Origin of the sequence: Paenibacillus sp. FSL R5-0914 (genome assembly GCF_038004525.1) — a bacterium.
GTDB lineage: Bacteria > Bacillota > Bacilli > Paenibacillales > Paenibacillaceae > Paenibacillus_AQ.
In genome coordinates this window covers 637540-651101 of record NZ_JBBORH010000003.1, presented here as the reverse complement: position 1 = coordinate 651101, position 13562 = coordinate 637540, and the positions used below count along the sequence as shown (strand labels likewise).

Annotated in this window: 15 protein-coding genes; 6 read left to right on the top strand and 9 right to left on the bottom strand. The window is 41.5% G+C overall.

The genetic code is table 11. The features are described 5' to 3' along the window. The first annotated feature begins 22 nt into the window (after nucleotides 1–22). Complete coding sequence (gene nrdF, locus MKX60_RS26300; RefSeq protein ID WP_042185822.1) at nucleotides 23–982, top strand: class 1b ribonucleoside-diphosphate reductase subunit beta; 960 nt, start codon at nucleotides 23–25, stop codon at nucleotides 980–982. Nucleotides 983–1046: 64 nt separating this feature from the next. On the opposite strand, the gene MKX60_RS26295 is transcribed toward nrdF, so the two are convergent. The 5 genes from MKX60_RS26295 to MKX60_RS26275 form a co-directional block, all read right to left on the bottom strand. Next, entirely contained in the window at nucleotides 1047–1406 is a 360-nt protein-coding gene (locus MKX60_RS26295) for a hypothetical protein (protein WP_042185820.1), read from the bottom strand. Between the two features lie 465 nt (nucleotides 1407–1871). Further along, nucleotides 1872–2645, bottom strand: a complete 774-nt coding sequence (locus tag MKX60_RS26290) for an SDR family NAD(P)-dependent oxidoreductase (protein WP_042185818.1) — start codon at nucleotides 2643–2645, stop codon at nucleotides 1872–1874. A gap of 303 nt (nucleotides 2646–2948) precedes the next feature. After that, on the bottom strand, nucleotides 2949–3179 hold the full coding sequence (locus tag MKX60_RS26285; RefSeq protein WP_042185817.1) for a hypothetical protein: 231 nt from the start codon (nucleotides 3177–3179) through the stop codon (nucleotides 2949–2951). Nucleotides 3180–3184: 5 nt separating this feature from the next. Beyond that, nucleotides 3185–4408: a Ger(x)C family spore germination protein gene (locus MKX60_RS26280; RefSeq protein ID WP_076286295.1), complete on the bottom strand. Its 1224-nt coding sequence runs from the start codon at nucleotides 4406–4408 to the stop codon at nucleotides 3185–3187. Further along, nucleotides 4405–5919: a spore germination protein gene (locus tag MKX60_RS26275; protein ID WP_042185813.1), complete on the bottom strand. Its 1515-nt coding sequence runs from the start codon at nucleotides 5917–5919 to the stop codon at nucleotides 4405–4407. The genes MKX60_RS26280 and MKX60_RS26275 overlap by 4 nt, the downstream gene beginning before the upstream one ends. A 144-nt stretch (nucleotides 5920–6063) precedes the next feature. Between MKX60_RS26275 and MKX60_RS26270 the strand changes: the two genes are divergently transcribed. Next, on the top strand, nucleotides 6064–7167 hold the full coding sequence (locus MKX60_RS26270) for a GerAB/ArcD/ProY family transporter (protein WP_076286296.1): 1104 nt from the start codon (nucleotides 6064–6066) through the stop codon (nucleotides 7165–7167). Nucleotides 7168–7245: 78 nt separating this feature from the next. Here MKX60_RS26270 and MKX60_RS26265 read toward each other — a convergent pair whose 3' ends face one another. Continuing rightward, nucleotides 7246–7659, bottom strand: coding sequence for a zinc ribbon domain-containing protein (locus MKX60_RS26265; protein WP_076286297.1), 414 nt, complete (start codon nucleotides 7657–7659; stop codon nucleotides 7246–7248). Nucleotides 7660–7946: 287 nt separating this feature from the next. Between MKX60_RS26265 and MKX60_RS26260 the strand changes: the two genes are divergently transcribed. Together MKX60_RS26260 and MKX60_RS26255 are read left to right on the top strand one after the other, a co-directional pair. Then, entirely contained in the window at nucleotides 7947–8165 is a 219-nt protein-coding gene (locus tag MKX60_RS26260) for a PspC domain-containing protein (protein ID WP_042185808.1), read from the top strand. Nucleotides 8166–8212: 47 nt separating this feature from the next. After that, nucleotides 8213–8890, top strand: coding sequence for a PspA/IM30 family protein (locus tag MKX60_RS26255; protein WP_341061412.1), 678 nt, complete (start codon nucleotides 8213–8215; stop codon nucleotides 8888–8890). A 36-nt stretch (nucleotides 8891–8926) separates the two neighbouring features. Here MKX60_RS26255 and MKX60_RS26250 read toward each other — a convergent pair whose 3' ends face one another. Both MKX60_RS26250 and MKX60_RS26245 read right to left on the bottom strand, forming a co-directional pair. Beyond that, the gene (locus tag MKX60_RS26250; protein WP_341061411.1) at nucleotides 8927–9631 is read right to left on the bottom strand and encodes a DNA alkylation repair protein; all 705 of its coding nucleotides are present in this window, start codon (nucleotides 9629–9631) and stop codon (nucleotides 8927–8929) included. 22 nt (nucleotides 9632–9653) lie between these two features. Continuing rightward, a complete protein-coding gene (locus tag MKX60_RS26245) occupies nucleotides 9654–10271 on the bottom strand; it encodes a DNA-3-methyladenine glycosylase family protein (protein ID WP_076298203.1) in 618 nt (205 codons plus the stop codon). A 248-nt stretch (nucleotides 10272–10519) separates the two neighbouring features. Between MKX60_RS26245 and MKX60_RS26240 the strand changes: the two genes are divergently transcribed. Together MKX60_RS26240 and MKX60_RS26235 are read left to right on the top strand one after the other, a co-directional pair. After that, nucleotides 10520–11389, top strand: a complete 870-nt coding sequence (locus MKX60_RS26240; RefSeq protein ID WP_076298204.1) for a hypothetical protein — start codon at nucleotides 10520–10522, stop codon at nucleotides 11387–11389. 152 nt (nucleotides 11390–11541) lie between these two features. Beyond that, on the top strand, nucleotides 11542–12180 hold the full coding sequence (locus MKX60_RS26235; protein WP_341061410.1) for a 3'-5' exonuclease: 639 nt from the start codon (nucleotides 11542–11544) through the stop codon (nucleotides 12178–12180). Nucleotides 12181–12565: 385 nt separating this feature from the next. On the opposite strand, the gene MKX60_RS26230 is transcribed toward MKX60_RS26235, so the two are convergent. Next, complete coding sequence (locus MKX60_RS26230) at nucleotides 12566–13522, bottom strand: 3'-5' exoribonuclease YhaM family protein (protein ID WP_341061409.1); 957 nt, start codon at nucleotides 13520–13522, stop codon at nucleotides 12566–12568. Nucleotides 13523–13562: the final 40 nt, after the last annotated feature.

Here is a 13562-nt window from a genome sequence, read left to right as displayed (position 1 = left end):
CAGAAAAGGAGATTGCCATATTATGACCGCTATCCAAGCCGTTAACTGGAACCGTCCCGACGACGATTTCTCATTGATGTTCTGGAATCAGAACATTATGCAATTCTGGACGGACGATGAAATTCCATTATCCGATGATAAAATGTCCTGGCTCACGCTCAGTGAGCAAGAAAAGGACTCCTATATGAAGGTACTCGGCGGACTCACACTGCTGGATACGATTCAAGGCGGAGTAGGTATGCCGCAGATTATGGAGCATGTCGAAGGTCTTCAGCGCAAGGCTGTGCTTGGCTTTATGGGCATGATGGAACAGATTCACGCCAAATCGTACAGTAGCATTTTCACCACTTTGTCCTCCACAGAGGAGATTGACAGTGTGTTCCGCTGGGTTGAAGAGAACCCTTATCTGCAGTTCAAGGCAGAGACCATATCACAATATTACAAAAAAATAGATTCACCCAAAGATCTGTACCTTGCCATGGCAGCCTCAGTGCTGCTCGAGAGCTACTTGTTCTACAGTGGCTTCTTCTACCCGCTTTATCTAGCTGGCCAAGGCAAAATGACATGCAGCGGTGAGATCATCGACCTTATTCTGCGGGATGAGAGCATCCATGGCGTATATGTCGGTGTCCTGGCGCAGGAGATCTTTGACGGGCTACCAGATGACGAGCAGCGTGAGCTACACCAGAAGCTGGTAGACCTCCTTAGACTGCTCCATGAGAATGAAGAACGTTATACCGAGCAGATCTACGCTCCCATCGGACTGGTGGACGAGGTCAAGACCTTCCTTAGATACAATGCTAACAAAGCCATGATGAATCTGGGGCATGATCCGCTATTCGACGAGGAAGAGATCAACCCGATTGTTCAAAATGGCATCAGTACCCACACCAAGCAGCATGATTTCTTCTCGAAAAAAGGTAACGGATACGTCCGGGCGCTTAACGTGGAGCCGCTGAAAGATGAAGATTTTCAGTTTTAATTATAGATAAAGCAAAAAAGTGCGGAGAAAATTCTCCGCACTTTTTGCTAACTGTAAGATTAGATTATTGCAAGCTTTTCAGGTATGTTCTAGCTTCTTCGTAGGTATCGTAAGCATCTGCAAAATCTCTACCAAAAATACGTTTCAATTGCATCTTCCAAATTGGGTTTTTAGTTACATAAGCCCATCCTGCTTGACCAGCTTCACTCGCCATCGCACCTGTAGGAGCTAGCATAGCTGCAACCTCAGGAGTAAGTACACTTTTAGAATCAGTTACATCAGTTGTTCCTGTAAATTTAGGTTTAACAAGCTTCATGATATTTTCAAAATCTTTCAGGTATCCTGGAACATCTTCAGCTGAAAAATCAATAGATACTACATCGATATGGTTCTCATTTTGGTTGTACTTAATTGTGTATGACATAATTATTTTTCCTCCAAGTTTTAACGTTATTTTTTAATAATAGAGATGAAATGTATGTAACTTCACAGACAAAAAATACCCGCCCCAGGCTTTTTCAGGGCGACGACATCTACTTCCTGTATCGTTTTTATAACAACACCCTTTCTAGAATATTAACTAATACATATTACCTATATTATTATCGACAAATTTCTTTTTTTATTTATATTAAAATACAAATTTCTACAAATTCCAACATATCCATGGTCATATTTTCCTTAATTCATTCATTTTTGTGTATCTACTGTCTCTTGCAGACATTCATTTTGCCAACATACGAAGAATCTATTTTTTAGACAACTAAAAAAGGCTCTGCGTGCGACTTCCGATTCCAATCCAGTCATCCTTCAGGTTTTTGGAATCAGAATACGCCGCAAAGCCTTTAATACTATATATTAGTTGTTATATAAGTAAATCAATCCGTGATTACTTTGTTGCGGAATAGCCCCCGTCAATCACATGTGCTGTACCTGTAATAAACGAAGCCTCATCACTTAGTAGGAAGCATGCAAACGCAGCTACTTCCTCAGGCGTACCGTATCTACCCAGAGCCGTTCCAGAAGCGATAAGAGATTGAAGCATCTCTACATCATCAGACAACAGCTTTTCATATCTGTTCATGGTTGGTGTAGGGATAGGTCCTGGGCAAAGGGCATTTACTCTAATGTTACGGTGACCCACTTCTTTGGCAACCGATTTAGTCATCCCCACAATAGCATGTTTACTTGCTGAATAAGCTGCATCATTGGCCATCCCGATAAAAATACCATGCAAAGAGGAGCAGTTTAGAACGGAAGCTCCAGATTTCATATGAGGTAATGTATAATGCAACATGTAGAATTGGCTAGTGAGATTTGTCTGAATCACTTTTTGAAACAACAACGGATCATAGTCTATAACATCCGTATTGTCTCCTGTAATTGCTGAGTTATTATATAGGCAATCAATTTTTCCATAAGCCGCTAATGTTTGATCTACGATATTTTTGCAGTCTGCTTCGAGAGAAACATCTGACCGAACAAACATCGCTTCCCCACCTAGAGCCTTAATTTCCTCAACTGTGTTAGCGCCGGCATCTGATCGATTGGCAACTACTACAATACCGCCCTCTCTTGCTACTCTTAAGGCTGTAGCTTTTCCGATTCCGGTACCTGCACCTGTAATAATAACTACTTTGTTCTCAAATCTGTTGCTACTCATATGCGCACCACTTTCTTATGTCTTTTTCAGGAGGAGGATTCGAACCTCATAGACCCTAATATCGCCTGATGCAATATGGATTGGAACATTTTTGCAGAAAAATCGACAAAATTATCCTCTATATGACAACTTTATTGTATTTAATTGTATATAGCAATGAATATTTTAATCTGTTTTTACAACAATTGAGAATTTGGTTTTGATCGTCATAAAAAAAACACCCCTTAGAATTTCATCAGATAAACCAGAAGTTTTATCCGATGCTTATTCTAAGGGGTTTGATAATTTGTAAATCCGTCGTTGTTAATGAAACCATACTCCAAATAAATTATTTATTGGCTTATAGATAAGAATAATCAGAAACAAAGGACTCGGGATGTTCAATTTTAACAAAGCACATACGGTCGCGCCAAGTCCCAAAATCCAAAATATAAAATATACGCTAAGATCACGTACTCGGCGCTTTCGCACTAATTTAGGCAAATCAAGTGCCATACAACCTACAGCAAGCACCAAAAAAAACAATAACACCATTCGACTCACTCCTTGATTTTTTCAAGAAAAGAATTATCTGTGAGACCTACGCGATTAATAACTACTGAGGCACTATAATGGATGGGCAATGATTTGAGGTAATCGTCGCCTTTTTTTTGCTGTAGCTTTGTCCAGGCTTTAGGACTGGCATGGTAGATCGATTGTCCAAATCCCATAATATCAACATTGAAGCGATTAGTTACTTGCTCCACAGTGTTTTGCATCCGCTCTATAATCCGTTCCTCTGTTTCCTTTTCCAAACGTTTTATGGTGCTTTCCGATTCCAAATTTTCTGTACTTTGCACTTCTTCAATGTTGCAAAGCGTCTTAACGTCAAGGTAAATATGCGGCTCCCCATCAATAATTTTCACTTTGCGTTTGGTTGAAGCCTGGATCGCTTCGATAACAATAGGCTTTCCATCTTCCCCTGCTATCGAGCCAGAATGTGAGGTTACCTTATCGTTGATATAGTTGTAACCAATCGTTTCACCCTCATTTAGCCAACCGATCAGTTTGTCTTTTCTGAACACAGCTACAGTATGGTATTCCAATCTCGCCTTAGGCATTGTTCGCTCTACATTGCTTTTATCTCCTCCCTCTTTGGGATCTCCCATAACTTCCACTCCGGTCAGTACAGGATGTTCACCTTCAGCCAATAAATTTTCAATAAAATCATCCAGCGTGACAGCGACTGTTTTTGCTGAATCTTTATAAGAATTATCTAGGGAACTAAATAATTTGTTCGCTGGTAATTTATCCATAGGTGTAAGGACATTCAAGACATCGCTGGCGGTTGTATCTCTGGCAACCATAACGTAGAAATCCATTCGAGCTTCCCGACTTCTTTTAAATACGTCCAGTATCTCGCCCACTCCGGAGCGGGCAAGTTCCTCCCCAATAACCAACACCCGGATATGACCAAGATAACTCGTCCTGGAACTATCCAGATTCAACTTACGTTGTGCATCATAAAACGTAGGTACCGTAAATTTATAAACAACCACTGGAACTCCAGTGCCTCCCCCTCCTCCAGACGATTGTGAGGAAATCGCAGATGGAATAACGACCTGCATCGAAACTGTATAACCCGTTTCAGCCTTGTCGATCCCTAACCCCAGGACAAAGGCTACCTCATTCAGCTCCTTTCTCTCCCAACAGCCACTTAGCACTAACGTAAATTGGAGAGCTATCATCAATTGGAGAACGCCTCTAACTAATTTTTTATTCATTGCGTTGATTCCTCATCACTAGAAGTACTTTGACGAAATAGGTTCTGCGTCTTGTTCTCAGCAGGCCTTGTTTTTAAAAAAGGCCACGGAAAGCGAAAGATAGAGTCTTTTAAGTCTTTTGAATTATAAGGTCCGAGCGGACTCATATAAGGCATTCCGAAAGAACGCAAACTCGACAAATGCAGTACGATGATAAAAATACCGAATAGAATTCCATATAATCCGATAAATCCGGCCAAAGCTATAAGCACAAAACGGATCATCCGCGCAGCTATAGACATTCCTGTCTCCGGAATAACAAAGCTAGAAATGGCTGTAAGCGATACAATAATGACCATTGCAGATGAAATAAAACCCGCTGCAACTGCTGCTTGCCCTATCACCAACGTTCCGACAATGGAAATCGCCTGTCCAATATTTTTGGGTATCCGCACCCCGGCCTCCCGCAAAATCTCATAAGTCATTTCCATGATCAGCGCCTCGACAAAAGCAGGAAAAGGAACACTCTCCCGCTGGGCAGCTAAACTAATTACAAGATTGGTCGGTATCATCTCCTGATGATACGTAGTTATCGCAACATACAATGAAGGTGCAAGCAAAGTAATAAAAAATGAAATAAAACGAACTAATCTCAGCAATGTACCAATATCAGCCCTTTGGTAATAATCCTCAGCAGACTGAAAAAATGCCACAAAAAATGTGGGTACCAAAAGTACAAAAGGAGTTCCATCAACAATAATGGCCACTTTTCCTTCCAAAATGCCTGCTGCAATCGTATCTGGACGATCACTGTTGTATACGGTAGGAAATGGTGTAAATACCGTCTCTTGAATAAATTCTTCAATATATCCACTCTCGAGAATACTGTCCGTATCAATTTTATTCAGACGGCGTTTTACTTCTTGCACCAACTCCTTATTCGCGATGTTGCTTAGATACATAATGGATACGCTGGTTTGAGTTACCCTTCCGATCTGAACGGTTTCCAGCCATAAATGGCTATCTTTTATTTTCCGCCGAACCAGTGCCGTATTCGTCCGTAAATTCTCAGTGAATCCTTCCATTGGACCTCGAACAACCGATTGGGAACTGGGCTCACCTACATTGCGATCTTCCCAGCCTGGTAAGCCGATCCGGAGAGCGGTGGATGTCCCATCGAGCAGCAGCATTACACTACCGGACAGCAATTCGTGTACGAATTGACTATAATCAACGATAACGGTTAGATCACCGGCTATTAATATCTGTTTCTTAATAATCTCAATCTTCTGCTCGGGCTCAAGCTTTCCCAGCTGTTCATAAGGAATATGTTCCTGCAAAGAATACAAAATTGAATTATGCAGTACCTGAGTATCCACAAGACCATCTATGTAAATCAAAGAAATATTAGTATTTTCTTCTATCTGCAACTCTTTTATCACTACATCAGAACTTCCGCCCAGCAATCCGTTCAACTGATCAATATTGGTTTTCAATCGGTTTGATAGTGTACCCGTCTCCGAACTTTTCACGATGTAGCCTCCACTTCACTTAGATTAATGAGTATAGTTTGATGTTAATTTTGATAATTATTCCTTTCTGATTAAAATTCGTGATGGCATAATTCTGGTAACTACAACCATACTAAAACTAGTCCAATAAATTTGAGGGGGTATATGAGTTTGGAGAAAGATCGAATTAGTACCAATCAAATGATTATACTCGGGCTATTCACATTTATTGGGGATATGGCGCTTGTGTATCCTGCGTTAATGATATCAGGAGCGAAACAAGATGCATGGATTGCTGCTTTGATTAGTATTCCCTTGGGCCTAGCGACCATAAAACTGTTGCTCTGCTTAGCAGACATTGAACCAAACAAGAATATTATCGAGCTTAGCCTACAAATCCTAGGAAAATGGGCCGGAACGGCTGTAGCCTTGTTCTATTTAGTGTTCTTCCTGATTGCCGCTTCCACTTACATAAGAGAAATTGAAGATTTCATGTGTACACAGATTTACGAGAAGACACCCGGTGGGGTTATCCGTTTTATGGCCATTTTCCTGCTGGTATATGGTGTACGACTGGGTCTAGAAACATTGGGACGGGCAGCTCAGCTTTTTTTCCCTTTGTTTGCAGTTTTTTTGATCGGTCTGCTGCTTCTGCTGACTCCCGATGTCAAAATGGAACGTTTATACCCCATTATGAACACACCAGTACCAGACATGCTCCATACTTTGATGTATGGTGTTTTTTATCCTTTTGGTGAATTATGCGTGTTTCTTATGGTATATCCTTATGCTCAGAAGAATAGCAAAACAAGCCGGGATATTTTCATAGCCCTGATCATCGGAGCTCTGGGACTTAACCTCATCTTATTTTTTTCCCTTACCGTTCTTGGTGTTTACGCTTCTGAACATCAATTTTATGCCGCTTATATTCTTGCTCAAAAAATTAATATTGCTAATTCTCTGCAACGTATTGAAGCGCTTATGGCTACAGCATGGATTATCAGCACGTACTTTAAAACAGCCATTTATTACTATGCTTTAACATTAGGTACAGCCCAATTGTTTAAACTCAAAAGCCACCGTCCTCTGATCCTACCCACTGGATTTTTGTTATTTGGTATGTCACAGCTGATTGCCAAAGACATCATTTTTTATGTAAAGGAAATCCCCGCATACTGGGTAGATTGGGATTTCACCTGTGCATTTGTTCTGCCGCTTATGTTGCTAATTGTGTATTATTTTAAGAAACGTTTTGCTGCCAAGGTTTAAACAACCTCTCTCCTCAAAATAAAAAAGGACAGCTATTGAGCTGTCCTTTTGTTCATGAATTTCTTGTATGCAGCAAGTTTATTCCTTCTTATCCAATGTAATCGACGATGGTGTTACATCACGAATTGGCTCTTGAGCCACTTCAAAAGTTGATCCGCAACTCGGACAAAAGCGAGCCTCGATTGCCACATTGCCACCGCATGCTTTACACTGCTTCACATCGGACAACCCCGCAATTTGCTGCAGATTGACCTCAATCTCCGATTTCAGTTCAAGAATACGGGAAATATTCTTCTCGATCTGCTCACTCGGCAATGGTCCTGCTCCTTGTGTTACAGCTTCAAACAACAGTTTACCCATTACCTGATACTGCTGGTCAATGTCATTCTGCTTGCTGTTGTTCTGTAATTTCAAACGATTGATCTCCACCACTGTCTTTGCTTTATTGCCAGCCTCGCTCACGCCTGCCTTTACCTTGTTAAAAAAGCTCATATTCAGCCCCCTATTCCGTAGTAGTCATATATAAGCATATTTCGACACCACCACAAGTATTCCTCTCTTTATTGTACCTAACTTCAACCGCGATTTGTAGTTCATCCACAATCATGAACTTATTTCCCCCGCCTTCCTGCGGGAACGAACCTCGACTCAGGTCTGGTATATAAAACCGCCTTCAGGCCGTTTTGCCGCATTTAAAAAGGCTATACAATGAGTACATAAGCAAGCGGGTTGCAAGATTTAAACACAATTACCCCCATTAGAGAGGATGACAATAATAAATGAAAAAATTATATCGTTCCAGAAGTGACCAGAAGATTAGTGGTGTATGCGGAGGTCTTGCCAGTTGGTCAGGCATCGATGCCACAATTCTCCGTCTCGTAACTGTTGCCGCAGCACTTTTCAGCTTCGGTACCGTACTTATCTTTTACTTTATCGCCAGCATCATCGTCCCTAAAGAACCTTTTGGCAGCTTTTCGGATGGACATGATTTCTATTAACAGATCGTCCTTTCATACCAATCAAACATACTAAGGAGAGATATAATATGAGTTTATTTAAAAGAATTTCCACCCTTACTAAAGCTGCCCTACACGAAGGTCTGAACAAATTAGAAAACCCAGTGCTACTGACGGGTCAGTATCTACGCGATCTTGAGAACGAAATAGCTACGGCAGAACGCAATGAGCGGGATTTAAAAGTTACAGCGAGTGTATTGGAACGCCGTAAGCAAGAATATACTCAGCTGATAGAGCAGAGCGAAGCTGAAGCCGTTCAGGCGGTTGAGCAAGGAAATGAAGAAAGAGCACGCCTTGCACTCATGGCCAAGCTGCGGTATACAGAACAGCTGGATGAGAGTATCAATAGTCAGGCACAAACTCAGCAATCCCTGGCAGAGCTGGAGATCAACATCGCTAGAGCTAAAGAAGAGCGCGAACATCTTAAAGCGAAAAGAACTGAACTTATCGCTCGTGCCCAGCAAGCTACAGAAACACTAAGCTCGGCTCCTTATAGCAACAGTGTAAAAGGACCGAATGTGGGTACCGCTTCACGTGGCTTCGAACGAATGGAAGAGAAAATTTTCGAGTGGGAAGCATTGGCTGAAAACTCCAAGTATAAATCCAACTCAAGTGCAGGCTCGTCCATTGATCCCAACCTCCGTAGTGCTGTTGATGATGAAATTGAACGTATCCGCAACCGGAAAATCAATACCGACAAAAAATAAATATACTAACAGGTCCCTTATTTCTCAGCAACTGAGCTATATAAGGGGCTTGTTTTTTCTATTCCTCTTCATCCCGCGAATCATTTTTTTCGATTCCGGATCTACTCGGTAAGACTCTGTGATTTTCTGTAAAGCCTTGTTATAGGTGAAATCATCTAAAGTGTTAGTTCTCAAATAACCTATCGTAGCCGCAGGCAGCTTCACATAACACATCGATAGCGCCCAAGAAACCGCCATTTTCACATAATACCCCTCATGTCTGACCTTATCGAGAAGTTGTAGAATCCGACTGATGTACGCTTCTTCAATAAAGAAATTAAGCATCATTACAACCGCAAATCGAATCTCATATTCTTTATCAGATAACAGATACGGCACTATAAAGTCCCACATCTGCTCTTTATTCTTCAAGGTAAACTTCAGCCCCGTGCAAAAGCTATCACATACCGACCAGTTATCGATTTTAGGAATAAAGTCCGCAATATAATGCAGAATTTCTTCAGGATCTGTCTTCACATAACCAAGTACCATACCTTGCAGCATTACCTCTTCAAAAAAATCAGAGTCGGCGTGCTCCAAATAGGCTCTCCAGTCACCCTTTGCAATGGTTTTGGCGAGTTTACGTAGCTCCGGTAGCCTGACTCCTATCACATTATCGATCGTCGGAAGTAAAGCCGCAGAAAACTTCTGGTAATCCGCATCTGCCAACTCCACTAGCTGTTCTTTTATTGTTTTGTCCACTATAGTGCTCCCTACGTATTAATTATTGAAATGAAATCTCCCATAAATATATGGAAGCTACCGAACCATGTGGTGAGTACCTGAGACGGTATTGTTCGAATTGCTTTTTGGTAAGCGTATCAAGCCCATACAGCTTCATCATGCCGCGACGAATGGCGATATCTCCCCAACTAACTACATCTGGGCGCTCCATACAATTGATTAGCATCATCTCTGCTGTCCACATACCGATGCCTTTTAACTTCATGAGTCTTTGAATAACCTCTTGATCGGACAATCCATATAATTCCTCCAGCTTAAACTCCCCATCAGCAATCAGCTTGGAAATGTCATGAATGCAAACCGCCTTTTTCATCGTCATGCCGCAACCCTGAATCTCATCCGCAGTGTGTTTAGCTAGCTGCTGCGGAGTTATTTCTTCGAACTGAGCCTGCATTCTTGTCCAGATAGTTCGAACTGCTTTGACTGATATTAGCTGACCTACTATGGCATAGATAAGCGCGGTGAAAAGATCCGGAATAATCACACGTTCCACTTTCCCCATTCGCGCCATCGCCGCACCTAGCACTGGGTCCACACTTCCGAGGTAATCGATTTCTGCTTGCCCATATTCAAAAAATTTAGTGATTACAGCTCCCAAAGTATTTCCTCCCGTATCTGAGCTTAACAATAATATACAACATCTATTTTGCAGTGTACGGATTCTTGAATAGGATAGCAAGATAACGAAACTATCAAGTCAATTCAATATTTTGTTATAAAAAAGAAAATTATGGTGATTAAATCGCATCTTTCTATTAAACTATACGTAGAATAGTTATCCAATGTTCATAACATGTGGATTTTTTACACAAAAATACTTTTTTTTACCTTAGGGGGAATTGTAAAATGGCATTTTTAGTCGTTATTTGTTTTCTCGCTTTTATTACACTTGGAATCATTGGGATTGTCTCCGCAATACGGAAAAAACCTGCAAAGATTAAATTTATTTTATCCCTACTATCCTTTATTTTAATGATTGTATTTACAGTGGTTGCTGGAAACTCCGACTCAGATAAAACCCTTCAAACAGCAGATACGACTACCAAAACTTCGACAAACAGCAATGATAATTCAACTACTGTAAGTGCTGAAGCCCAAAATGATGCTGAGCAGGTTAAGGCTGACGCAGAGGCGAAGGCTGCTGCAGAAGCAGAAGCAAAGAAAAAAGCAGATGCAGATGCTAAAGCGGATGCAGAGAAAAAAGAAAAGGAAGCTGCTGCTATCAAAGCCAAGCAAGATGCGGCTCTTGCACAAATGGTGAAAACAGTAGATGAAGTTGAAGGCATTACATGGTATCAAGATAAAGAAGCGCCAAAGTACATCAATGAAAATGGCATTTACGCTTATTTTGGAATCAAGGATGGACAAATAACCTCTGGGCTACGCTTAAAAATACAATACACCGGTGATAGCTGGATATTCATTAAGAATTACGTCTTTAATATAGATGGTCAAAAATTTGAAATAGACCCTGGATTTATGGGAGCAGAAAGAGATATGAGCACGGATATTAACAGTCCGGGGGTTTGGGAATATCATGATGAAACACTCAACAAATCACAAATCAAGATGTTGACTCAGCTCATTGAATCCGAGAAAACCATTATGCGTCTTGAAGGAGATCAACGAAAAGAGGATAGAACCATCAGTGCAAACCAAAAAGCAGCACTCAAACGGGTACTTGATGCTTACATCGCTGCTGGGGGAGAAGTATAGAAAATAACTATAATTAATAACCACAGCCCTAAAAGCCATGACAATTCTATTATGTAGAATATCATGGCTTTTCTCTTGCATTTGTACTAGATTGTATTTATCATTTTACTACTTTAATATGAATGTATATATGATAGATGAGGAGCTTTACGATGGACTTTATAGCAATTGACTTTGAAACGGCGAATTCCAGTCGATCCAGCGCCTGTGCTTTGGGACTTGTGGAAGTTAAAGATGGCGTAATCACAGCAGAACATTCTTGGCTGATCGATCCGCAACAGCGGTTTGACGGCATGAACATTTCGATACATGGCATCACCCCCTCCATGGTAATCGGTCAGCCTACTTTCCACGAATTATGGCCCACCGTTGAACCTTTGCTGCACGGACGAATTGTTGTAGCGCACAATGCCGCTTTTGATATGAGTGTACTGCGGTATTGCCTCGATGGGATGTCCATAAGCTATCCGAGCTTTCAATACTTATGTACTTATTTATTAGGCAAAAAAATGCTGCCCGAGCTTCCCTCTCATAAGCTTAATGTAGTATCCGAGCATTTCGGCATTGAGCTGAAGCACCATGACGCTCTCGATGACGCGCGCGCAGCTGCCTTGGTTCTATTAATGCTTATGGAGCGAGAATCACACCTTGACCCGCTTTTGCTCTCCAGCAGCCACGGATATACTAGCGGAACAATGTTTGCTGGTGGATACACTCCTTTTTCTGCTCGAAAGAGTAAACCTGCTAAGAAACCTGTGAACAATCAAAGAACGAAAAACTTCTATTTGTAAGAAACTATTAAGTTATTTAGCTAAAAACACCCAACAGGCTCATTACAGCTGGTTGGGTGTTTTGCATAGATGGAGGAATATAGCATACAAGTCGATTCATTCACTACGAAGAAATCTAACCTTGCTGGTCATTATAGGGAATAGCTCCCTGTAATTCTGCGTTTAAGCTCTATACGACTGAGTTATAGGGAATTTATCCCTATAACTCATAAGGTAGGGGTGTAAATGAAGCATTTCATAAAAATTATAAGGAGAAATTCCGTATAATGACTTCAAATAGACCCTTATCGTGCTAATTATAGGGAAGAATTCCGTATATTTTATCAGCGATCAGTGAACATCCCATCGGTTCATCCAGATCACCAACCAAGATCAACACAACACGCTAGATCTTCATCCGATAAACTGCTTTATTCTCCAGTCCTCTGATGAATGGCGTCCATTCTTCCGTTTCTGGTGTGGTATCCAGCGCATCCTCGACCATCTGCAGCTTCGCATCCATCGCGTCAATATGATGCAGCGCTACGGCCTCAGCCGTTTGCGGCTGAACAGGACTGCCCCATTCGCCCAGGTTATGGTGTGATAATACGAGATGCTGTAACGCCAGAACCTTCTCCGAATTCAAATCAATGTCTAAGCGGATGGCCGCTTCTGTAATCCAGTTAGATGCCATCGAGATATGACCAATCAACTTCCCCTGAACGCTATATTCTGAGACAATTCCGAGCTGAGAGATCATCTCCTCCGGCTTCGCGATATCATGCAGAATAATTCCAGCCTTCATTAAATCTGGATTCAGGAACGGACGCTGCTTGCACAAAAAATCCCCGATCTCCAGCATGCGAACCATATGATAAGCAAGACCGGCAAAATAAGCATGGTGATGCGTTTTGGCAGCCGGATAATGCATCAATTTCTCTTCCACTTTGCTTACACAAAAGGAGACAATCGAGGCAATCTCCGGATCTGTGATGCTTGCCATAACCCCTTTAATCGTATGAATAAGGTCTACTGGACGAATAGGAGCGGAGCGAATAAAATTCGTTAGAGCAACGCCATCCTCATCGTTCACCAATCTGATTTTGGTTACTTTGATTTGCAATTTCTCACGATAAGTGTGCGCAATCCCACGAACCTTCACCAGTGCCATAGGAAAAAAAGTTTCTTTATCGGTTGTGCTGGCATCCCAATATTTCGCGGACAATTGTCCACTGGAATCCCCCAAGACTAGGTCGAAATAATCCTTTGGAGGAGTACCGTTCGTTTGTTTGATCGCTAGCTCTCTTAAGAGATAAAAGCCAACAAATTCATCCTGTGGAGCGAGCTGTTTAATTTGTGTCATGTTGAAGCCTCCTATTAATAACAGGCTTTGTACCTGCTCT

Bases quoted from the DNA above. Each gene is read 5' to 3' on its own strand.
- MKX60_RS26285 (WP_042185817.1), bottom strand. From the start codon at position 3,179: ATGGTGTTATTGTTTTTTTTGGTGCTTGCTGTAGGTTGTATGGCACTT.
- MKX60_RS26295 (WP_042185820.1), bottom strand. From the start codon at position 1,406: ATGTCATACACAATTAAGTACAACCAAAATGAGAACCATATCGATGTA.
- MKX60_RS26230 (WP_341061409.1), bottom strand. From the start codon at position 13,522: ATGACACAAATTAAACAGCTCGCTCCACAGGATGAATTTGTTGGCTTT.
- MKX60_RS26260 (WP_042185808.1), top strand. From the start codon at position 7,947: ATGAAAAAATTATATCGTTCCAGAAGTGACCAGAAGATTAGTGGTGTA.
- MKX60_RS26280 (WP_076286295.1), bottom strand. From the start codon at position 4,408: ATGAATAAAAAATTAGTTAGAGGCGTTCTCCAATTGATGATAGCTCTC.
- MKX60_RS26240 (WP_076298204.1), top strand. From the start codon at position 10,520: ATGGCATTTTTAGTCGTTATTTGTTTTCTCGCTTTTATTACACTTGGA.
- nrdF (WP_042185822.1), top strand. From the start codon at position 23: ATGACCGCTATCCAAGCCGTTAACTGGAACCGTCCCGACGACGATTTC.
- MKX60_RS26235 (WP_341061410.1), top strand. From the start codon at position 11,542: ATGGACTTTATAGCAATTGACTTTGAAACGGCGAATTCCAGTCGATCC.
- MKX60_RS26270 (WP_076286296.1), top strand. From the start codon at position 6,064: ATGAGTTTGGAGAAAGATCGAATTAGTACCAATCAAATGATTATACTC.
- MKX60_RS26290 (WP_042185818.1), bottom strand. From the start codon at position 2,645: ATGAGTAGCAACAGATTTGAGAACAAAGTAGTTATTATTACAGGTGCA.
- MKX60_RS26265 (WP_076286297.1), bottom strand. From the start codon at position 7,659: ATGAGCTTTTTTAACAAGGTAAAGGCAGGCGTGAGCGAGGCTGGCAAT.
- MKX60_RS26255 (WP_341061412.1), top strand. From the start codon at position 8,213: ATGAGTTTATTTAAAAGAATTTCCACCCTTACTAAAGCTGCCCTACAC.